At 42.0% G+C, this 22310-nt stretch carries 22 protein-coding genes; 1 reads left to right on the top strand and 21 read right to left on the bottom strand.

Annotation, left to right across the window (positions count from 1 at the left end; genetic code table 11):
• Nucleotides 1–76: 76 nt before the first annotated feature.
• The 11 genes from ACT17O_RS04015 to ACT17O_RS03965 form a co-directional block, all read right to left on the bottom strand.
• On the bottom strand, nt 77–1372 hold the full coding sequence (locus ACT17O_RS04015) for an LCP family protein (protein ID WP_444817786.1): 1296 nt from the start codon (nt 1370–1372) through the stop codon (nt 77–79).
• Nucleotides 1369–2217: a prephenate dehydratase gene (gene pheA / locus ACT17O_RS04010; protein ID WP_444817785.1), complete on the bottom strand. Its 849-nt coding sequence runs from the start codon at nt 2215–2217 to the stop codon at nt 1369–1371. Before pheA ends, ACT17O_RS04015 begins: the two co-directional genes overlap by 4 nt.
• Nucleotides 2214–2690, bottom strand: coding sequence for a shikimate kinase (locus ACT17O_RS04005; protein ID WP_444817784.1), 477 nt, complete (start codon nt 2688–2690; stop codon nt 2214–2216). The genes pheA and ACT17O_RS04005 overlap by 4 nt, the downstream gene beginning before the upstream one ends.
• Nucleotides 2683–3966, bottom strand: coding sequence for a 3-phosphoshikimate 1-carboxyvinyltransferase (aroA, locus tag ACT17O_RS04000; protein WP_444817783.1), 1284 nt, complete (start codon nt 3964–3966; stop codon nt 2683–2685). The genes ACT17O_RS04005 and aroA overlap by 8 nt, the downstream gene beginning before the upstream one ends.
• A gap of 90 nt (nt 3967–4056) precedes the next feature.
• Nucleotides 4057–4395: a YlbF/YmcA family competence regulator gene (locus ACT17O_RS03995; RefSeq protein WP_000065973.1), complete on the bottom strand. Its 339-nt coding sequence runs from the start codon at nt 4393–4395 to the stop codon at nt 4057–4059.
• A 10-nt stretch (nt 4396–4405) separates the two neighbouring features.
• On the bottom strand, nt 4406–5509 hold the full coding sequence (locus ACT17O_RS03990; protein WP_444817782.1) for a prephenate dehydrogenase: 1104 nt from the start codon (nt 5507–5509) through the stop codon (nt 4406–4408).
• Between the two features lie 9 nt (nt 5510–5518).
• A complete protein-coding gene (aroC, locus tag ACT17O_RS03985; protein ID WP_220107228.1) occupies nt 5519–6685 on the bottom strand; it encodes a chorismate synthase in 1167 nt (388 codons plus the stop codon).
• Nucleotides 6686–6694: 9 nt separating this feature from the next.
• Nucleotides 6695–7762, bottom strand: coding sequence for a 3-dehydroquinate synthase (aroB, locus tag ACT17O_RS03980; protein WP_444817781.1), 1068 nt, complete (start codon nt 7760–7762; stop codon nt 6695–6697).
• 18 nt (nt 7763–7780) lie between these two features.
• Entirely contained in the window at nt 7781–8635 is an 855-nt protein-coding gene (locus ACT17O_RS03975; protein WP_220107226.1) for a shikimate dehydrogenase, read from the bottom strand.
• A complete protein-coding gene (gene aroD / locus ACT17O_RS03970; RefSeq protein ID WP_125418216.1) occupies nt 8625–9302 on the bottom strand; it encodes a type I 3-dehydroquinate dehydratase in 678 nt (225 codons plus the stop codon). Before aroD ends, ACT17O_RS03975 begins: the two co-directional genes overlap by 11 nt.
• Nucleotides 9299–10462 carry a class I SAM-dependent rRNA methyltransferase gene (locus ACT17O_RS03965; protein WP_444817780.1) on the bottom strand — a complete coding sequence of 388 codons (1164 nt, stop codon included), beginning with the start codon at nt 10460–10462 and terminating at the stop codon, nt 9299–9301. The genes aroD and ACT17O_RS03965 overlap by 4 nt, the downstream gene beginning before the upstream one ends.
• A 267-nt stretch (nt 10463–10729) precedes the next feature.
• On the opposite strand from ACT17O_RS03965, the gene ACT17O_RS03960 reads away from it, so the two are divergent.
• Nucleotides 10730–12178: an alpha-amylase gene (locus ACT17O_RS03960; protein WP_444817779.1), complete on the top strand. Its 1449-nt coding sequence runs from the start codon at nt 10730–10732 to the stop codon at nt 12176–12178.
• 87 nt (nt 12179–12265) lie between these two features.
• On the opposite strand, the gene alaS is transcribed toward ACT17O_RS03960, so the two are convergent.
• The 10 genes from alaS to ACT17O_RS03910 all read right to left on the bottom strand — a co-directional run bounded on the left by alaS (nt 12266) and on the right by ACT17O_RS03910 (nt 22189).
• Nucleotides 12266–14884: an alanine--tRNA ligase gene (alaS, locus tag ACT17O_RS03955; protein WP_444817778.1), complete on the bottom strand. Its 2619-nt coding sequence runs from the start codon at nt 14882–14884 to the stop codon at nt 12266–12268.
• Nucleotides 14885–14905: 21 nt separating this feature from the next.
• Complete coding sequence (locus ACT17O_RS03950) at nt 14906–15391, bottom strand: LURP-one-related/scramblase family protein (protein WP_444817777.1); 486 nt, start codon at nt 15389–15391, stop codon at nt 14906–14908.
• A 254-nt stretch (nt 15392–15645) separates the two neighbouring features.
• On the bottom strand, nt 15646–15897 hold the full coding sequence (locus ACT17O_RS03945) for a hypothetical protein (RefSeq protein ID WP_139658777.1): 252 nt from the start codon (nt 15895–15897) through the stop codon (nt 15646–15648).
• A 423-nt stretch (nt 15898–16320) separates the two neighbouring features.
• Nucleotides 16321–16719 carry a protein-export chaperone SecB gene (locus ACT17O_RS03940; protein WP_239822527.1) on the bottom strand — a complete coding sequence of 133 codons (399 nt, stop codon included), beginning with the start codon at nt 16717–16719 and terminating at the stop codon, nt 16321–16323.
• Between the two features lie 12 nt (nt 16720–16731).
• The gene (locus ACT17O_RS03935; RefSeq protein ID WP_084921770.1) at nt 16732–17529 is read right to left on the bottom strand and encodes a hypothetical protein; all 798 of its coding nucleotides are present in this window, start codon (nt 17527–17529) and stop codon (nt 16732–16734) included.
• Nucleotides 17513–18148, bottom strand: a complete 636-nt coding sequence (locus tag ACT17O_RS03930) for a hypothetical protein (RefSeq protein ID WP_444817776.1) — start codon at nt 18146–18148, stop codon at nt 17513–17515. The genes ACT17O_RS03935 and ACT17O_RS03930 overlap by 17 nt, the downstream gene beginning before the upstream one ends.
• Before the next feature lie 259 nt (nt 18149–18407).
• Entirely contained in the window at nt 18408–19478 is a 1071-nt protein-coding gene (locus tag ACT17O_RS03925) for an ABC transporter substrate-binding protein (RefSeq protein ID WP_049479160.1), read from the bottom strand.
• On the bottom strand, nt 19475–20248 hold the full coding sequence (locus tag ACT17O_RS03920) for an ABC transporter permease (RefSeq protein WP_038806008.1): 774 nt from the start codon (nt 20246–20248) through the stop codon (nt 19475–19477). Before ACT17O_RS03920 ends, ACT17O_RS03925 begins: the two co-directional genes overlap by 4 nt.
• Nucleotides 20245–21051: an ABC transporter permease gene (locus tag ACT17O_RS03915; protein ID WP_000754114.1), complete on the bottom strand. Its 807-nt coding sequence runs from the start codon at nt 21049–21051 to the stop codon at nt 20245–20247. The genes ACT17O_RS03920 and ACT17O_RS03915 overlap by 4 nt, the downstream gene beginning before the upstream one ends.
• On the bottom strand, nt 21032–22189 hold the full coding sequence (locus ACT17O_RS03910; RefSeq protein ID WP_033629497.1) for an ABC transporter ATP-binding protein: 1158 nt from the start codon (nt 22187–22189) through the stop codon (nt 21032–21034). The genes ACT17O_RS03915 and ACT17O_RS03910 overlap by 20 nt, the downstream gene beginning before the upstream one ends.
• Nucleotides 22190–22310 lie beyond the last annotated feature (121 nt).

Here is a 22310-nt window from a genome sequence, read left to right as displayed (position 1 = left end):
CATCAGATACTAAGAAAAATCAAAGCCTAAACCACTTTTTTACTAGTGATTCAAACTTTGATTTTTTTATAGCATTCTATCTCATTCCCATTTGGGCGAGTTTGGTCTGGTATTTATTTTGATCGACCAGAAGACCTTGTCCGCCGTAGATATCATAAGCATCTACCCAGTCACCAAGTTCTGGAACGGTAAGTCTTTCAATGCCATTTTGAGCACCTTCTAGGACAGATAAGCCATTGGTCAACAAGAAGCTATATGGTAGATTTGTTGAAGTCATTCCAAAGACTTTTCCAAGTGCCTCTGATCCCGTAAAGAGCTTGGTTGGATCTTTGATTTGCTCAAGAACTGCTGACATGACTTGTTGCTGACGTTTGGTACGGCCATAGTCTCCCTCATCATCATCACGGAAGCGAGCGTAGTTCAGCAAGGTGGATCCATTCATCTGCTGTTTTCCAACTTTGATAGTTTGAGTTGGGGACTCTGTCTCTGTTGCATGAAGGTCATCTCCAACTGTGGCTTCTGTCAAAGGTTGACCATTCAGAGTTGAGAATTGGGCATCAATCGTTACTCCGTCAGGGAAGAGGGTATCAATAGCTGTTGCAAAGGCCTGGAAGTCAACTAGGGCATAGTACTTAATATCCAAATCAAAGTTGTCTTTTAGAACCTTGCGGACCATTTCTGCCCCTTTTTGCCCTTCTTGTTCCCCAAGTTCATAGGCAACATTTAGTTTGTTATCCGTCTGTTTCTGTCCATTTACAATCTTACTGTACCCGTCGATATACACTAAGTTGTCACGCATAAAGCTGACTAGTTTGATCTTCTTATCCGAACCACTGACATTTAGCACCATGATTGTGTCTGTACGGGTCTCAGCACTGTTTTGACCAATACGGCCATCTGTCCCCATGATTAGGATATTCACACCATCTTTGGTATCCTGACCGTTAAAGACTTCTACTTGGGCTGCCTTGGCATCAGCTGGCTTATTTGTTGGATTGGCTGCTGACTGGAACCCTCGAAGAAACATAAAAATCATCCCTGCAACCACACAAGTAATCAACAGCAAGAACCAAGTCAGTATTCGTTTGAAGCGAATTCTTCTTTTTTTCTTTTTGACTTTAGGTTGAGGAGCTATCTTTTCACGTTTCTTAGACCGGCTTCTACTGCCATAAGTCGGAAGATCAATGTCTCTACCCCAAGTTTCTTCTTTTTCTTCTTGGTGGAAATGGTGAACTTCAGAATTGGGACCTGCCATTTTCTGTTGCAGATAATCAAACTCCCTCCGTTCACGGTCGTTGAGGTAATGAATATTTTTGAAGAGATAGTCATAACGTAACTGCTCGTGATGACTTAAAGGATTTTCTTTGCTCATTGACTCTCCTTTTCTAAATCAGTTATGGTAAAAATCGGATAGGTCCCCAGTATCTTGTGCTGGATCCCAATGGCCTCTAGTTCTTGTCTGGCAAAATGAACCAGTTCTTTGTCACTATAGTCCACATCAATAATGAAAAAGTATTCTCCCAAGGCTGTTTTAAGGGGGCGACTTTCAATCTTTGTTAAGTCAATCCCTCTCCAAGCAAAAGTCGAAAGTGCCTTGTAAAGAGCACCAGGTAGGTTGTCTGGTAAGGTCAAGGCCAAACTCATTTTTTCAGCTTGTGAGTTCAAAGGAACCTTCGGTATCTCTGCCCCTAAGACCCAAAAACGTGTGAAATTGGCTTCCATTTCCTGAATATCCTCTGCAATTAATTCCAAGCCATATTCTTCAGCTGAACTTTTAGGAGCAATAGCTGCATAAGGATGATCTGGATGTTCTGAAATAAATCGAGCTGCATATGCGGTACTGGCTGTTACCTCAATTTTAGCCTCTGGATAGTGTTCATCGATGAATTTTTTTCCCTGAGCCAAAGCCTGAGGATGGGAAAAAATCTTCTCAATTTTTGACTGACCTGGAACTGCCATCAGCTGCTGGTGAATGGGTTGAACAATTTCTGCAACTGCTTGGATGCGAGCCTGGTGAAAAAGGTAATCCAAACTTTCATGGACACTACCTTCAATGGAGTTTTCAACTGGTACCACAGAATAGTCCACCAAGCCCTGTTCATAGGCCTTGATAACATCTGTGATATTGGCAAAAGCCTGCAATTTCTCTTTGGGAAAGGCTGTCTGCACAACATGATGCGAAAAAGATCCCTTGGGACCTAGATAGGCAATTTTCATCTCAGTTCCTCTATAATTTCCTCTGGACTTAACTTGGTCACATCTAGAACCCGACTGGCTACTTCCTCATACCGAGCCTGTCTTTCTTGAAAAATCTCTCGCAACTCTTCCTTACTGTTGTTGAGAAAAAGTGGCCGTCGATTGTCTTTATCAGCTGCGATACGTTGGTAGAGGGTTTCAAAATCTGCTTTTAGGTAGATGTTATCAGGATTGGTTTTGAGCAAGTCACGATTTCTCTGAGAAATGACAACTCCTCCGCCAGTTGACACAACGTGATCCGTTTTTAGTAAGTCAGCTAGCACTTCTGACTCTACTTGACGAAAGGCCTCTTCTCCCTTTTCAGCGAAAAAATCCGCAATGGACATGCCCAAACGTTCCTCGATTAAGGCATCCATATCGATGTAGTCTGGGTCCAATCCTCTAGCGATTGTCGACTTGCCTGCCCCCATAAATCCGAGTAATACCTTAGCCATGAATCAAGCTCTCCAAATCATCAAAGAAGCTAGGATAGCTGGTATTGATGGCTTCAGCACGGTCAAGTTCCACTTCTCCATCTGCAACCAAGAGGGCTGCGATGGCTGTCATCATTCCGATACGATGGTCACCAAACGTATTGACTCTAGCGCCATGAAGGGTTGATTTCCCTTTGATAATCATCCCATCTGCTGTAGGAGTGATATCCGCTCCCATACTATTTAAAGCATCTGCCACCACCTGAATGCGGTCGGTTTCCTTAACCTTGAGTTCTTCAGCATCCTTAATGACCGTTACACCTTGCGCTTGGGTCGCTAGAAGGGCAATAATAGGCAATTCATCAATCAAGCGTGGAATCAAGGCTCCACCAATCTCTGTTCCTTTCAGGTCTGAAGACTCGACAGTCAGCGTTGCATATTTAGCGATTGGGTCGATTTCAGTTATTTCTAATTTTCCACCCATGGCACGAATGACATCAATAATACCTGTACGCGTTTCATTGATGCCCACATTCTGCAGTACTACACGAGAGTTTGGAACAATCAAACCTGCGACCAACCAAAAGGCTGCACTGGAAATATCTCCTGGCACAAGAACCTTTTGTCCTGTAAGTTTTTGTGGTCCTTGAACTGTGATTTTTTTTCCATCCACACTTAAATAACCACCAAATTGCTGCAGCATATCTTCCGTGTGGTTACGAGTACACTCTTTTTCAACAATAACTGACTGGCCTTGAGCCTGCAAGGCTGCAAACATCAAGGCCGACTTGACTTGGGCAGAGGCGATTGGCAACTCATAGTGAATAGGTGTAAGTTTTTTCGTCCCTCTTAAGTGAAGAGGGGGCAGGTCTCGCTCGGTTTGCCCTGAAATACTAACGCCCATTTTTTTCAGTGGAATCGTCACGCGATCCATAGGACGTTTAGAAAGACTATCATCTCCAAACATCTCTACTTCGAAGTCTGCACCAGCAAGTACACCTGAAATCAGACGAATCGAGGTTCCAGAATTCCCCATATCAAGAGCATTTTGCGGAGCTTTTAAGCCATCCATTCCAACACCTTGAATGGTAATAACCCCATCTTTATCCTCAATTTCAACACCAAGGTCACGAAAGACCTGCATGGTTGAAAGTACATCCTCTCCACGCAGAATATCATAAACCTTAGTCTCACCCTCAGACAAACTTCCAAAAATAATCGAACGATGGCTGATAGACTTGTCACCTGGAACCCGGATACTGCCATGTAAGCGGCGAATGTTTGTTTTTAGTTTCATAGTTGACCTCATACTTGCAATACTTTTTCTTATTTTATCACAAAAAAGCCAGAAATTCCTGAAATTTCTGGCTTTTATACAGATAAAATACTATTTCAATAATTCTGAAACAGGTTCAAAGACAATTTTTTCAATGTCTGAAAGGTAAATGGACAATTGTTGCTGTTTGGCAAAGAAATCTGACAAAAGAGCGTTCTCTTGGATTTGCTTGCTGAAGGACTGCATCTTTTCTTGGAAAGAGGCATCTGGCATTTGTCCCGTTTGCGCCATGACTTGGATTTCTTGCTGGAAAGCGAGGTAGTCTGCAAAAATCTTGCTAGCTTGTTCATCAGCTTGGATGGCATCTTTTGCCGCCTTAACTGCCTTGTATTCTGGTAATTCGCGTAACCCGCGACTAAGTTCATTTGCACTATCGTAAATATTTGACATGATTTTCTCCTTATTTGATGACGACTGTGTAGTCCGTATTTTCTGTAATTAAGCGCTCAGCTCGTTCCAAATCTTGAGTATTTTTAAAGGAAATTTGGAGAATCCCGTGAACATCCTCACGGTTTTCCTCGTTGATGTGGATGTTAACCAAGGAAGTTCCACGTAGCAATTCCAAAATCCGCAAGATGACATCTTCTTCATCGGGAACGTCGACATAGAGGTCGTAAGAGCTATCCACACCACCACGCTTATGGATTTCCATAGCTTGTCGTTGCGCACGCGCTTGGTTGAAAAAGTTCCAGATTTGCTCTTCATCTCCCCTGCTGATGGCCTGACCAATCGCTTCCAAGCGCTCCTTGAAATCCGCAATTCGATCTAGAATAGTCTCACGATTGGACAAGAGAATGGAAGTCCACATACCTGGCTCGCTTTCCGCAATCCGAGTCATATCTCGAAAACCACCCGCCGCAAAGCGTCTTGCCATCTCATGTTCTTGAGCATAAACTGCTGTCTGCTCCATGAGACCTGATGCCAAGATATGGGGAAAATGGCTAATCTGTGAAGTTACTCGATCGTGCTCCTTGGCATCAATTTCAATGAAACGAGCATGGAGACCTGAAAGTAGGTCCTTCATTTCCTCAAGCGTGTCTGAACTAGTCAAACTAGATGGAGTAAAGATATAGTAGGCATTTTCAAAGAGATTAACATCGGCAGAGGCAGCTCCTGTCTTGTGGCTACCAGCCATGGGATGGGCCCCGACAAAGCGGACAGGCTTGCCAACCAAATACTGCTCCGCCACATCTACAATGGCTGACTTGGTTGAGCCTGCATCTGAGATAATGATGCCTTCCTTCAAGTCTAAGTTTGCCAGCTCCTTAATAAAAGCAATGGTCTGTTTGATTGGCAAGGTCAGAATGATAACATCTGCTAGAGGAGCGAAACTAGCAAAATCATCCGTCGCACGGTCTATCATCCCCCGCTCCAAGGCAATGTCTCTCGAAGCCTGACTGCGATTATAACCTAGAATTTCATAATCAGGATGATCACGCTTGATACCGAGCGCCATCGAAGCACCAATCAAACCGAGACCTACGATATAGATGGTTTTTGCCATAAGGACTCCTTAATAGTTCTTTGTATAGTCTCGGTGCTTGGCAACTGCCTCTTTTAATTCTTCAAGATTATCTGATGAGAATTTTTCAAGGATTTCTTGCGCCAGAACCGTTGCCACAACAGCTTCCATGACCACACCTGCTGCTGGAAGAGCGGTCGGATCACTTCTTTCAACAGTTGCCTTGTAAGGTTCGTGGGTTTCGATATCCACACTCATAAGTGGTTTGTAGAGAGTAGGAATAGGTTTCATGACGCCACGAACAACAATGGGTTGCCCATTGGTCATGCCACCTTCGAAACCACCTAGATTATTAGTACGACGAGTATAGCCGTCTTCTTTAGACCAGAGAATTTCATCCATAACTTGGCTGCCTTTGCGGTAACCAGCTTCAAATCCAAGACCAAATTCCACCCCTTTAAAGGCATTGATAGAAACAACTGCTTGGGCCAATCGCGCATCTAATTTTCTGTCCCATTGGACATAAGAGCCAAGACCAACTGGAACGCCTCCGACGACTGTCTCCACAACCCCACCGATGGTATCACCGTCACGTTTGATTTGGTCAATATAGTCCTTGATTTCCTGTTCCCGCTCTTGGTTGACAATAGAAACTTCTGACTGGGCAGCTCGTTCCTTAATCTCAGCGACTGTTAGATTTTCAGGTACATCGATTTCCTTACCACCAAAGACCACGACATGGTTAGCAATCTCCATATCTAGCTCAGCTAAGAGACGTTTGGCTACTGCCCCAACAGCAACTCGCATGGTGGTTTCACGAGCTGATGAACGTTCCAAAGAATTTCGCAAATCATCAAAACGGTATTTGATGCCCCCTACCAAATCGGCATGACCTGGGCGAGGATGGGTGATTTTCCGCTTGCTTTTCAGGCGGTCTTCAATGTCCTCAGCAGACATGATATCCAGCCATTTCTGGTGGTCTTTATTGATGACATCCATGGTAATGGGAGCCCCTGTCGTCTTCCCGTGACGAACGCCCGATGTAAAGACAACCTGATCACTCTCAATCTTCATACGACCACCACGACCGTAGCCACCCTGACGGCGTTTCAGATCCTCATTGATATCCTCAGCTGTCAAAGGAAGTCCAGCTGGAATTCCTTCAAGGATAGCCGTCAGACGGGGGCCGTGTGATTCTCCTGCATTTAAATATCTCATACGTTCTCCTTATTTTACCAAGTAGTCTTTCATCTCTTCCAGAGAAACTGGGTGAATGCTCGCTGAACCAAGCTCTGGTACCAAGACCAATTTCAAGGTGTTGCCACGCGCTTTCTTATCATGAGTCAAAGCCTGATAGAGCTTGTCAACATTCCAGTTCTCATAGTCAATAGGTAAACCAAATTTCTGGCACATCTCTATAATGGACTGGGTTATTCCTTCTGGCATAAGACCTTTTCCCTCAGCAACCTTGGAAATCTGCACCATCCCCATGGCCACGGCCTCACCATGCATGACCTTGCCATAACCGGCAGTCGCTTCAATGGCATGCCCAATAGTGTGCCCAAAATTGAGGTAAAGGCGAACACCTTTATCCAACTCATCCTCAACCACCATCTTGCGCTTAACCTGACAAGAATGTTCAATCAAAGTCTCTGCATGCTCCAGAATGCTCTCTACAGAACCATCTAGCTCCGTCAAGAGAGCCCAAAGTTCTGGATCCTCAATCAAGCCATACTTGATAACCTCACCCATCCCTTCAATCAACTCTCTTTTCCCGAGTGTTGCAAGGACAAGCGGGTCAATCAGAACCCCATCTGGTTGGGCAAAGGTACCCACCATATTTTTAGCAAAAGGAGTATTGACGCCCGTCTTTCCACCGATAGAAGAATCAACCTGGGCTGTCAAACTAGTCGGAATCTGAACAAAGTGAATGCCCCGCATATAGGTAGAGGCCACAAAACCAGCTAGGTCCCCAACGACACCTCCACCAAGAGCCACAATCCCATCGCTACGAGTCAAACCCTGCTTGACTAAAAATTCATAGACTTTCTGAACAGTTGTTAAATTTTTTCGTTCTTCGCCTTCTAAAAAGTCAAAAACAGCTACCTGAAAACCAGCATCTTCTAGGCTGAGTTTAACCTTCTCTGCATAGAGAGAGGCTACATGGTTGTCGGTTACGATAACCACTTTTTGTGGTTGCCAGAGTTCTCGCAACCATTGACCAGCCTGAGCCAGACAACCTTTTTCAATTTGAATATCATAAGAATGATGCGGAATATCGATTCTGATTTTCATAGTAAGGTCTCCTTTTCACTATTTATATTTTTCTGTTAAGGACTGCCAAATCTCGTCTGTTGGCATTTCTTTACCTGTCCACAGTTGAAAAGCTTCAGCAGCTTGATAGAGCAACATCCCCAGGCCATTGACGGTTGGATTGCCCTGACTTCTAGCCCATTTCAAAAACGGCGTCTCAAAAGGTTGGTAAATGATATCTGCCACCAAGAGAGTTTCTGGCAAATTGATGCTTTCTGGAACTGGGGACGACTGACCATCCATTCCTACACTGGTCGCATTGACCAGTAAATCCGACTCAGCAATCCTTTCTTGCAGCTCAGAAATATCTTCTAAAGCATATAAGTCCACTTTAAATCCTGTTTGGTCCTGCAACTTGTCTAGGTAAGGTCTTGTTTTTTCCATGGAAACTGAACGAACAAAAACTGAAATCTGACTGACGCCATCCAAAATAGCTTGCGCCAAAATGGATTTGGCTGCACCACCTGCGCCCAGAATGGTCATTCTCTTATCCGAGATTGTAAAAGAAGGCAAGCTCTTAAAGAATCCCTTGCCATCTGTATTATATCCAATTAACGTTCCGTCTTGATTAACAACTGTATTGACCGCCCCAATCAAACGAGCCTCATCACTCAACTCATCCAGATAAGGAATCACTTGCTCCTTGTAAGGCATGGAGAGATTAATCCCAAACATCTGGTAACGGCGAATATTAGCGACTGTTTCTGCCAAATCACCCGCTTCAATCTCCCAAGCTACATAGGCACCATTGGTAGCTGTCGCCTCAAAGGCCCTATTGTGGATAAAGGGTGAAATAGAGTGTTTGATGGGATTTGCAACAACAGCTGCCATACGTGTGTAGCCATCAAGCTTCATCCAAAATCTCCCTGATTTTCTTCATGTTTGATAGCGAAATCTGACCTGGGGCACTCGCTTCATCCAGACTAGCAAATGACCAACTTGAACCCGTCACATCTGAAGTAATGCGTGATACCTTGCCCATTTTCCCCATGGAAATGGTCACGTACTCTTGCTCAGGGTTGAGTGTTTTAAATCCTCGAGTGTAGTTCATCAGGTCTAAAACATCCTGCTCCGTATGGGCCATAACTGATACCTTGACTACTTTGGGAGAAAGGCTGGTCAACTCAGACAAAATTTCCATCATGTTTTCAGGTGTCTCCTGGAAATTATGATAGCTCAAAACAAGATTTGGAAAATCCAACATTTCCTCAAAAACGTCCTTGTAGCTGAAATACTCAAAATCTACATAATCCGGCTGATAGAGCTGAGTAACTTCCTTAATGATTTGAACATACTCCTCAGAAGACAGTTCGATTTCTCCTCCCTCATAGCGAGTCCGAAGGGTAAAGACAAGTTCGCGGCCTGCGAATTTCTCAAAGATTGCAGGTGCTACCTGTAAAATAGCGTCCTTTGTAAGAAAGTCCGCACGCCACTCAATGATATCGGCATCTTCATACCTAGTGGCATCCAGTTCTTGCGCTTCTTCTAAACTTCTTGGCATTACTGAAACGATTAATTTCATCTACTAACCTTCATACTAATCACCTTGAGGTAATTACTGCTTTCATCTTTTTTATTATAGGCAAAGTCTGCTGGAAGACCATATTGGTTCAAGATCTGATACCTTCTTCCTGCAAAACCTTTATCAATTTGTTCTGTAAATTTCTGGCGGGAAACATTGGCAGCATTGGTACTGGCAATGATAATGCCTCCCGGATTTAAAATCTCTAGACTCTGGGAAATCAACTTGTGATAGTCCTTAGCTACAGAGAATGTTTGTTTTTTATTGCGGGCAAAGCTCGGCGGATCAAGAACAATCACATCATAGGTCAAGCCTTTTCTCTTGGCGTACTTGAAGTACTCAAAGACATCCATGACGATAAAACGATGGTTGTCTGTGTTGAGTCCATTTGCCTGAAAATGAGCTTCTGACAACTCTCTCGACCGTTTTGCCAAGTCAACAGAAGTCGTCTCACTCGCGCCTCCCATAGCTGCAGCAACTGAAAAGGCCGCCGTATAGGAAAACATATTGAGCAAGGATTTGCCCACGGCTAGACCGTCAACCAAACTTCCACGAACCTCATGCTGGTCTAGGAAAATTCCTGTCATCAAACCATCATTCATAAAGACCTGATAGAGCACGCCATTCTCAAGAACAGTAAAATAATCTGGCGCTTCCTCACCATAAACATAGGCAGACTCGTAGTCTAGACCTTTAAAACGAATCTTTTCATAAGCCCCCAAGACCTCAGGAAAAACTTCCTTAAAAGCCTTTACTATCAGCTCACGAATCTGGTAAACAAAGGAGTTGTACCAAGAAAAGACAGCATAATCTCCATAGAGATCAACAGTCAGACCACCAAAACCATCTCCCTCTTGGTTAAAGAGGCGAAAGGCAGTAGTCAAGTCATCTTGATAATAAGGCCTTCTAGCTTCCTTGGCCTTACGAAACAGAATTTCAAAAAAGGCATGATTGAAACGAACCTTTTCCTTGCTGATGAACCAGCCAATGCCCTTGTTCTGCTGAGAAAGATAGGCGCTCCCTAAAAACTTTCCGTCTAGACTAAGAACTTCTACTGCCTGATCCGTCAGTTCAATATCTGTTAAATCGCTTGCTTCCAAAAGAACTAGACCCTTAGCTAGCTTTTTTTCAACACGTCTGCTGACCCTAATTCTATTCATAGCTACTATTATAGCAAATTTTGTGACAATTCTCAAAATAGAAAGCGTTTGTCCATTTTTACTTTAGTTTACTAAGTGTCATTTTTGTTAAAAAAAGTTTAGTCAATTCATTTTTTCTAATCCTTCTTTCCTAACCAATGAAAAAAATGGGAAATTTCAAAAAATAGACATTTCTAGAAATGAGTATAGAATTTTGCGCAAACGTTTGCGTAGTTCTGGACTTTATGGTAGAATATAACACATCATTGATAAGTAAGAGGAAAAACTATGCAAAATCAGACACTTATGCAATACTTTGAGTGGTATCTGCCCCACGATGGACAACACTGGACACGATTGGCAGATGACGCAGAACACCTAGCAAATCTCGGTATCAGTCATGTCTGGATGCCACCTGCCTTCAAGGCAACCAATGAAAAAGATGTTGGCTATGGCGTTTATGATCTTTTTGATCTAGGTGAATTTAACCAAAAAGGGACTGTTCGTACCAAATATGGATTTAAGGAAGATTATCTCCAAACGATTCAGACTCTCAAGGAGCACGGAATCCAACCAATGGCTGATGTGGTGCTCAATCACAAGGCTGCAGCAGATAAATTGGAAGCCTTTCAAGTTATCGAAGTCGATCCCGAGGACCGTACCGTTCAACTAAGTGAGCCCTTTACTATCAACGGATGGACCCACTTCACTTTTGATGGACGTCAGAAAACCTATAATGACTTTGAATGGCACTGGTACCACTTTACAGGTACAGACTACGATGCCAAGCGCCGTAAGTCTGGTATTTACCTGATCCAAGGAGACAATAAAGGTTGGGCAAACGAGGAATTGGTCGATAACGAAAACGGCAACTACGACTATCTCATGTACGCTGACCTGGACTTTAAGCACCCTGAAGTCATCCAAAACATCTATGACTGGGCTGACTGGTTCATGGAAACGACTGGAGTTGCTGGTTTCCGCTTGGATGCCGTTAAACACATTGACTCCTTCTTTATGGGCAATTTTATCCGTGATATGAAGGAAAAATACGGTGAAGATTTCTATGTTTTTGGTGAATTTTGGAATCCAGACAAAGAAGCCAATCTGGACTATCTTGAAAAAATTGAGGAGCGCTTTGACCTTGTCGATGTGCGTCTCCACCAAAATTTCTTTGAAGCCAGTCAGGCTGGAGCAAGCTACGACCTTCGTACTATCTTTACTGATAGCTTGGTTGAAGTCAAGGCTGACAAGGCTGTCACTTTCGTTGACAACCATGATACTCAACGAGGACAGGCACTTGAATCAACCGTCCAAGAATGGTTCAAGCCAGCAGCCTATGCGCTCATTCTTCTTCGTGAGCAAGGCCTTCCATGTGTCTTTTATGGAGACTACTATGGAATTTCTGGGCAGTATGCCCAAGAAGATTTCAGAGAAGTTCTTGACCGTCTCCTAGCCATCCGAAAAGACTTGGCCTATGGAGAGCAAACAGACTACTTTGACGATGCCAACTGCATCGGGTGGGTTCGTGCAGGTGCTGAGAACCAAACACCGCTCGCGGTCCTTATCTCAAACGACCAAGAAAACAGCAAGTCTTTGTTTGTTGGTCCAGAATGGGCTGATCAAACCTTTGTTGACCTCCTTGAAAATCATCCAGCACAAGTTACAATCAATGCTGAAGGTTATGGAGAATTTCCGGTAGCAGCGGGTTCAGTCAGTGTCTGGGCAACAAAATAAACCTATCAGTTACAAGCCAGATCCAACCGGATTTGGCTTTTTTGTATTCACAAAAAGACCTACCCAAATGGATAGATCTTTATTGTCTTATAATTTACCTGCTACTGCATCCAAGAGTTCTTGGATTTTCGCTTGGTTGCTTCCTCCTGCCATGGCCATGTCTGGTTTACCACCACCACGTCCATCGACGATTGGAGCCAATTCTTTGACAAGGTTTCCTGCATGCACATCTTTTGTCTTGCTAGCTACAAGAACATTGACTTTGTCACCGATAGCGGCAACTAGGACAAGCACATCAGAGTAGTCTTTTTGTTTCCAGTTATCCGCAAAGGTACGAAGGGCACCTGCATCTGATACAGAAACTTGGCTTGCAATGTAACGGTGTCCGTTGACTTCCTTCACATCCTTGAAGACATCACCTGCAGCTGCTGCTGCTGCTTTTTCCTTCAATTCTGCATTTTCTTTTTGCAATTGACGAAGTTGCTCTTGAAGTCCTTCAACCTTATGAGGAACTTCCTTGAGTTGAGGTGCTTTCAAGGTTGCTGCGACGGCTTTCAAAGCGTCTTCTTGTTCACGATAAGCTTCAAAGGCTTCCTTACCAGTTACTGCCAAGATACGACGAGTTCCTGATCCGATTCCTTCTTCTTTGACAATCTTGAAGAGACCAATCTCAGAAGTGTTGCCAACGTGGGTACCACCACAGAGTTCCACTGAGTAGTCACCGATGGTCACAACACGAACTTCCTTACCGTATTTCTCACCAAAGAGGGCCATAGCTCCCATTTCTTTAGCAGTGTCAATATCTGTCTCAACAGTTTCCACTGCAATTGCTTCCCAGATTTTTTCGTTGACTTGCTGTTCAATGGCGCGCAACTCTTCAGGAGTTACGGCTTGGAAGTGAGTGAAGTCAAAGCGAAGGAATTCTACTTCGTTCAGAGATCCTGCTTGTGTCGCATGGTTGCCAAGGATATTGTGAAGAGCCGCATGGAGCAAGTGAGTCGCTGTGTGGTTCTTCATGACACGGTGACGGCGATTAGTATCGATTGCCAAGGTATATTCTTGATTCAAAGCAAGTGGTGCAAGAACTTCGACAGTATGAAGAGCTTGTCCGTTTGGTGCTTTTTGCACGTCCGTTACAGTCGCTACAAGGTTCCCTGCTGCATCCAAGATTTGACCGTGGTCAGCTACTTGTCCACCCATTTCAGCGTAGAATGGAGTTTCTGCAAAGATAAGAGAGGCAGTTCCTTCAGAAACAGCTTCTACTTCTGCATTGTCAGCCACGATAGCCACCAACTTAGAAGACAATTGGCTGGCATTGTAGTTGAAGACACTTTCCACTGTAATGTTTTGAAGGGTTTCATTTTGCATACCCATTGAGCCACCCTTAACAGCTGATGCACGCGCACGTTCTTGCTGTTCTTTCATGGCTGCTTCAAAACCTTCACGGTCTACCGTCATGCCAGCTTCTTCAGCGATTTCTTCTGTCAATTCAACTGGGAATCCATATGTATCGTAGAGTTTGAAGACATCTGAACCAGCGATAACGCTTTGTCCTTTCGCTTTCAAGTCAGATACAATGGTTTCCGCAAAGTGTTGACCTGAGTGAAGGGTACGAGCAAATGACTCTTCTTCGCTCTTAACGATTTTTTCGATAAAGTCACGTTTTTCAAGCACTTCTGGGTAGTAGCTTTCCATGATTTTTCCAACAGTTGGAACGAGTTTGTAAAGGAAAGGCTCATTGATACCCAATTTTTGACCATGCATAGAAGCACGACGGAGAAGACGACGAAGGACATAGCCACGACCTTCATTTCCAGGAAGAGCACCATCACCGATGGCAAATGAAAGGGAACGGATGTGGTCAGCGATGACCTTGAAGCTCATGTTGTCGCCATCTTGGTCGTAGACCTTACCAGACAATTTCTCAACTTCACGAATGATTGGCATGAAGAGGTCCGTTTCAAAGTTTGTCTTAGCCCCTTGGATAACTGCCACCAAACGCTCCAAACCAGCGCCCGTATCAATGTTCTTATGCGGCAGTTCCTTGTATTCGCTACGAGGAACAGCAGGGTCAGCGTTAAATTGTGACAAAACGATATTCCAGATTTCGATGTAACGGTCGTTTTCGATATCTTCTGCAAGCAGGCGAATACCAATATTTTCTGGGTCAAAGGCTTCTCCACGGTCAAAGAAGATTTCAGTATCTGGTCCAGAAGGTCCCGCACCGATTTCCCAGAAGTTGTCCTCAATTGGAATCAAGTGACTTGGGTCCACTCCTACTTCAATCCAGCGGTTGTAAGAATCCTTATCTTCAGGATAGTAGGTCATGTAGAGTTTTTCAGCAGGAAAATCAAACCATTCTGGGCTTGTCAAAAGCTCATAAGCCCAAGTGATGGCTTCATCACGGAAGTAATCCCCGATAGAGAAGTTCCCTAACATTTCAAACATGGTATGGTGACGCGCAGTCTTCCCTACGTTTTCAATATCGTTGGTACGGATAGCCTTTTGCGCATTGGTAATACGTGGATTTTCAGGAATGATGGTTCCGTCAAAGTATTTCTTAAGAGTTGCTACCCCAGAGTTGATCCACAAAAGAGTTGGGTCATTTACTGGAACCAAGCTAACTGATGGTTCTACAGAGTGATCTTTGCTTGCCCAGAAATCAAGCCACATTTGGCGAACTTGAGCACTAGATAGTTGTTTCATAATATCTCCTTATTTACTTGTTTAATTTGATTGGCTTTCCAGCATTTCCACATAGTCAATTGCGACACAGAGGGAAATGACCAGGTCTGCATAAGAGTCTTCATAGACGGTTACGTTGTAAGTTGAGGTCAAATGGAAAATCTCTTTCCGAATCTCGGCAATCACTTGGTCGCGGTCATCCAGCAATTTGAAATTCAAATCCCAGATATTGCCCTCGATACGAAGCCCTAGATTGTCAAACTCATACTTATCTCGCCAGAAGGTCAACTTCTTGCGAATGACGAAATTGGAACCGTTTCGTAACTGGATAGTAAAGCGAGGAAGCAAAGTGAAAAATTCTTTACTGATTTCACTGACTTGCTCACCATAGGCATCATAGATGGTAAAGGTCTTAGGAATTTGGAAAAATGATCCCTCCACCTGATAGTTCACTACTCCTCTATCATCCTTGATATCAAAGCGTTCGCCTCCAAGACGAAATTTTTGTTTGACAAGAAATGTCTTCATAAACACCTCCAAAAATCAAAAGACAAGTCCATATCACGAAGGGCGAAAAACCGCGGTACCACCTTCATTCAATGAACTTGTCATTCTCTTGTTCTTATGCAATTGTCTGATTGAGTAGCATGATTTCCTAGCTTAGATGGCTCGCAGCACCGCCATTTCTCTGAACTAAGACAACTGAAAATCAATTCTCAACTTTCTTATTATATCGTTTTTTGAGTTCTGCGTCAACTGGAAATCATTCCCTACATCCCTGACTACTTTTTCAGGATATATTTTTTCTTACTGCCATTTTTCTTTTTATCCCAACTTTTATTCCAAGTTTTTGAATTGCTAAAGATAGCTATGAAAACATTTGCAAATATAAAGTAACCTATCACCAAATATATGGAATCCGTTGTTAGATATTGCCGATCCAAGCCATCCTTTAAATGAAATAGTATAATTGTTTCGTTAACAATTAAAAAGGTTGGCCAGTAACTTTTTTTGAAAAAAGTAGACATTTTCATGATTTGTTACCGCTTTCTATTCGTATAAACTTAGTATACTACTAGACTAGCAAATAAGCAACTATCATAGAAAAACATATAGTTATAAAAATTGCCTTCTATTTTTTAAAAAACGAACCAGCTTGACTGATTCGTTTTCTTACGTTTATCTACTACTTCCGATACAAATTGCCGATAGCAAATTGTGCCAGTATCATGCGCAACTTTGGAGAGTTATTAATAGGCTTTAAAATGAGAAAAGCGCATATTATCACATATTCAGAAACCTTTATAATATACGTTTGATTATGAAAAAATTTTCTAAATGTTATCCTCGAACCGAGTCTTCGGTAAGTCTCAATGATTACATTATACAGGAGTATAAAATCTATTAAGAGTGCAAGAGATAGACAACATATAGTTGTTATTTAGTAAGCTAATAAATTATTCTTCTTCAAAATGTTGAGATTTATCTAATAATTCTAAAACATTAATGGTAGGTAGCAACATTGCTTCACTGCTATCAATTGCCGAAACTATTGAAACAATAGAACGTAAATAAGGATAAAGAATAGCAGTACCATTGACGTATAGAGTATCAATGATATTTTCGTCTATGTTTATTTCAAAATATCCTATTACAGTTACAGATATTTTTTTCATGGCATCTTTGTCAACTAAAGAAACACTAAGTTTTACGGCTCCATGAGTATAATCATCTGTATGACCAACCTTTGCATCAAGATTGAATGTTTCTGATTCATGGTCATCGTTAGTAAGATTTCTAGAAACTAATAAGCTATCAACTTCGTATCTTTTTAGATTTATCACAGGTTTATTCATGTCGTCCTCCTTTTAAACCACCATATTAATATGATTTTTTTCTCGATCTATTCTATTCAGTTTAGGTATAAATTTATAATCAGGAATTTCTTCTTGCTGGTACTCATGTCTACTATATGTGGCGTCTTTTATTAGAGATAAGGTATTATGATATCCAGTTAATTGAAGTTCATTAGTATTCTGACGTAATTCACCAGTATCGATGTGTTTAAATATATCAACTAAATAATCAGTGTTAGAGCTTTTAGATGGCTTACAATAATTGATATAATCGATTTTTGGCAAAGGAACAGAAGATGAACTATCAAACATTGCTATAAAAAGTTTATTATAACTTTCCTTTAATCTTCCAAATACTGTAGTATAGGATTCACCCAATCTAATCTCTTTATCAAGACAACCCTTTTGTTGTTCATTTCGTAGTTCTTCAAGCAATTCATTAATAGCAATATAATTAAAAGCTCCCTGAACAGTTAGCTCTTCACTAGGTAAATATTGATCAAGGTCATTTATATTAATCATACTTTGATTTTTTTCACCTTTGTCATATGTGTACTTATAAATATCTCCCTGAAATAAATCTCTAACATTAGTATCACATTCAATACAAGTTATAATCCGGTTATATTCTGAATTAGCTAAAATAAAGGAAACTTCACCTTTATTCGGCTTGTAGCTATTAACAAAACCAATTTGTACTCTTCCTGCTAGCTCCACACAAAATAAAACTGGAAAGCTAAAATTGATTATTTCAAAGTAATTATCAAAATTTTCATTAATTTTTTTTAATATTTTATTCATTAATTTCATCATCTTCCTCCAACAACTGGAACTCCTTAAATATATTTCCAAAACTCTCTATCGGCGTTCCCGTTTTATTTTTCCAAAAAGATACATGTTTAAATTTTGGAGCGGGTTTTGTATATTTTTTGCTTCTATGAAGTAAACCAACTCCGATATCAATATCCCCTTTTAAAATACTAATCTCTTCAGTATTTCGAGTGACTTTATCTTTTAAGCCGAGTAAAACTTGGTTTGAACTACAGTTATCTACACCATTCTGTACAAGAAAAAAAGAAGTAGAAGAATTATCATTGCTAAATCTGCCTTCATTTTTAAAGTCACAAATTAGCTTATTAATTTTTTCAATAGACGACTCGTTAGGATTATCATTATGGGAAAAATCAAATAAGAAGTCATCAATTTGTTCGCAGACATGAGAGGGGAGAAAGAAATAGCTTTGGTTATAACTAGTAGCTCCCGTTAATTGGCTAATAGATTCATAAAAACTCTTCCTAACAACTCTTGTCAAATCTTTTACGTTCTTTTCATAACGGTTATTATCATCAAAATGTAAGGTTTCAAATTCTGTCTCGAAGGCATAAGGAACACCATCTTTATAATCTTCAAATATTTCATGTAAATTCATAAGTCATCAACCTATTTATCTCCATTTTATCGTCAAATCTTTGATATCAAGTAATATTTGTTACTCCAATCATTCTATCAATTTTTTTGGTAAATTTCAAATATAGAACAAGACAATCGCTTCATAACAGGAGATATTAAAAAATCTCCATACTAGTGAACTCACTTATAGTTCCTAATCTGGAGATTTTTTCAACACCCGATATTATGCGTTTTCTGATTTTAAAGACTTTTTCCCAGCCTCTTCTTTGTATCTACTCCTACTTCCGATACATTTTAAACTGTAGGAAGAGGTCACTATATTTGCCTGTCCATTTATGGTCAAACTTTTCATAAACTTCAAGGTGTTTCATGGTATCAGCGTCTGGATAGAAGGATTTGTCCTCACGAGTCTCCTCTGGGAGCATTTCCTTTGCTGGTAGGTTTGGTGTTGAGTAGCCTACATACTCCGCATTTTTCAGAGCATTTTCGGGTTTCAACATAAAGTTGATAAAAGCATAGGCTGCGTCTTGGTTTTTGACTGTTTTTGGAATGACCATGTTATCAAACCAGAGATTGCTAGCCTCAGTCGGAACGACATACTTGAGGTTAGGATTTTTCTCCAACATCTGGCTGGCTTCCCCAGAGAAAGTCACACCGATAGCAGCATTGTTCTGAATCATGTAACCCTTCATCTCGTCTGCCACAATGGCCTTGATATTTGGAGTCAATTTGTAGAGCTTATCCACTGTCTCTTCCAGCTGCTGAGGATCCTTGGAGTTGAGACTGTAACCAAGTGAGTTAAGCCCGAGTCCCAGCACCTCACGCGCCCCATCAAAGAGCATGATGGAATCCTTATATTCTGGCTTCCAGAGGTCATCCCAATGCTCGGGCGCCTCATCTATCATGGTTTCATTGTAAACAATTCCCAAGGTCCCCCAGAAGTATGGGATGGAGAATTTATTGCCCGGGTCAAATGACTGGTTGAGGAACTCAGGTCCGATATTTTCGATTCCTTCAATTTTTGAATAATCAAGAGGAACTAAGAGGTCTTCGTCCTTCATCTTGTTGATCATGTACTCACTTGGGATAGCAATATCATAGGTTGTTCCACCCTGCTTGATCTTGGTATACATGGCCTCGTTGGAATCAAAGGTCTCATACTGGACTTGGATTCCTGTTTCTTCTGTGAATTTCTCCAAGAGTTCTGGATCGATATAGTCCCCCCAGTTGTAGATAACCAATTTCTGACTGTCTCGGCTATTGATTTTACTGTCTAGATGCGTCGCAATTCCCCATAAGACAAGGATAATCGCTACAATTCCTGCTAAAAATGAATAGAGTTTTTTCATGCTTGCTCCTCCTTCTCACGTGAGATAAAGTAATAACCTACAACTAGGATAATACTAAAGAGAAAGACAAGGGCAGACAGGGCATTGATTTCTAGCGAAATCCCCTTCCGAGCACGGGAGTAGATCTCAACTGACAGGGTCGAAAAGCCATTTCCTGTTACAAAGAAGGTCACGGCAAAGTCATCCAGCGAGTAAGTAAAGGCCATGAAATAACCTGCAATGATAGACGGTGTCAGGTAAGGAAGCATGATTTCCTTAAACATCTGAAACTGGCTGGCTCCCAAGTCATAGGCCGCATGAATCATGTCACCGTTCATTTCCTTGAGTCGAGGTAAGACCATCAATACCACGATAGGAATGGAGAAGGCCACGTGACTAGATAAAACGGTCAAAAAGCCAAGTGAAAACTTGAGTTGGGTAAAAAGAATCAAGAAGCTGGCACCAATCATAACGTCAGGCGCAACCATGAGGATATTATTGAGTGATAAAAAGGCTTCTTGGTATTTTTTACGAGACTGATAGATATAGATAGCACCGAAAGTCCCGATAATGGTCGCAATCAAGGCTGATAAAAAGGCCAAGAAAAAGGTTTGGGTGAGGATCAACATGAGACGGCCATCACCAAACATAGTTTTAAAATGGCTCAAGCTAAAGCCTGTAAAGCTGTTCATATCATCGCCAGCATTAAATGCATAGCCGATCAAGTAAAAAATTGGCAAATAAAGGATGATAAAGACAAAGGCTAGGTAGAGATTGGCAAATTTTTTCATCGTTCTCTCCTTTCCTTGGTCACCCACATGGTGATGAACATGGTCAGGATGAGGATCACACCAATGGTTGAACCCATACCGTAGTTGTCATTGGTAAGGAAGTTCTGCTCAATAGCTGTTCCCAGCGTGATAACGCGGTTCCCACCAATCAAACGTGTCAGCATGAAGAGACTCAAACTAGGGATAAAGACGGACTGAACTCCACTTCGCACACCATTCATCGACAGAGGGAAGATAACATGACGGAAGGTTTCCCACTTGGTCGCACCGAGGTCATAGCTGGCATTGATGAGATTGTTGTCCATATCGTCCAAAACATTGAAAATCGGCAAAATCATAAAGGGAAGTTCAATGTAGCTTGCAACAAAGATAAAGGAGAAATCCGTAAAGAGCAACTGCTGCGAACCGATTCCGATGAATTCCAAAAATTGATTAATAGAGCCATTTTGACCAAAAATCCCGATAAAGGCATAGGCCTTGAGGAGCAGGTTAATCCAGGTCGGCAGAATAATCAGCATGAGCCATAGCTGACGGTGCTTAAGACGAGTCAAAAAGAGGGCTGTTGGATAGCTGATGAGTAGTGTTACCAAGGTCACAATCCCTGCATAAAGCACAGAGTTGAAGCTCATTTTGAGATAGGTCAAGTTTTGTGATGCAAAGTAGGATTTGTAGTTTTCTAAACTAAACTGGCCTTCAATGTTGAAAAAGGATTGACCGAAAATCAAAACCAAGGGTGCCAACACAAAGAGGGCAATCCAAAGCATATAGGGCACTACAAAGAGTTTAGAGGTTGTTTTCTTCATCTCTTTCCTCCTCGATCGCATTAATCAGACCTGCTTCTTGCTCTTCGATTTCTACGTACTCCTCGATACGAGCATCGAACTCTTCTTCGGTTTCGTTGAGACGCATGATGTGGATGTCCTCTGGTTCAAAGTCCAGACCGATTTCCTCACCAACGATGGCTTTACGAGTTGAGTGGATCATCCATTCATTTCCGAGCTCGTCATAGGCGATAATCTCGTAATGAACCCCACGGAAAAGTTGAGTATCCACCTTAACTTGGAGCTTGCCTTCTTCAGGAAGGGTAATGCGCAAGTCCTCTGGACGAATGACAACCTCAACAGGCTCATTTGGCTTCATCCCCCCATCGACCGCTTCAAAGCGTTTGCCGTTAAACTCGACCAAGTAGTCCTCAATCATGGTTCCTGGCAAGATGTTGGACTCACCGATAAAGGTGGCAACAAAATGGTTGATTGGCTCATCGTAGATATCAACAGGTGTTCCTGACTGAACAATCTCGCCATCGTTCATAACGAAAATCCAGTCACTCATGGCGAGAGCTTCCTCCTGATCGTGAGTGACAAAGACAAAGGTAATTCCCAATCGTTGTTGCAGTTCACGCAGTTCGTACTGCATGTCTGTTCGCAATTTCAAGTCCAGCGCTGACAAGGGCTCATCCAACAAGACCAGACGGGGCTGGTTGATAATGGCACGAGCAATGGCCACACGCTGACGTTGTCCTCCAGAGAGTTTACGGATGGAACGTTTTTCATACCCTTCCAACTGAACCATCTTGAGAACTTCCACTACACGTTGCTCGATTTCTTTCTTGTCAATCTTACGCAAGCGGAGTGGAAAGGCAACATTTTCAAACACATTCATATGTGGAAACAAGGCATAGGATTGGAAGACCGTATGGACGTCTCGCTTGTTGATTGGAATGTCGTTGATCCGTACCCCATCCAGTAAAATATCCCCTGTCGTCGCATCCAGTAAACCTGCAATGATGTTCAGGATGGTTGATTTCCCAGAACCTGATGCACCTAGTAGTGTATAGAACTTCCCTTCTTCCAACTCAAAGTTAATGTCTTTGAGAACCTTGGTATTGCTATCTTCAAAAACTTTAGAGACGTTTTTGAATTCAATAATTGGTTTTTTCAATTCCTCTAAATTCCTTCTTCTTCGTAAATTAACAGATTGGGACCTTGTTAGAATGCTAGACACAAGCGTAGGAAATAAATTGACCTAAACCTCATTTAGCGATAAAATCCCAATCTTTGAA

It is taken from the genome of Streptococcus sp. HJ1 (assembly GCF_052399005.1).
Lineage (GTDB): Bacteria > Bacillota > Bacilli > Lactobacillales > Streptococcaceae > Streptococcus.
The sequence above is the reverse complement of the archived record's forward strand: the minus strand, read 5'-3'. Positions and strand labels throughout refer to the sequence as shown.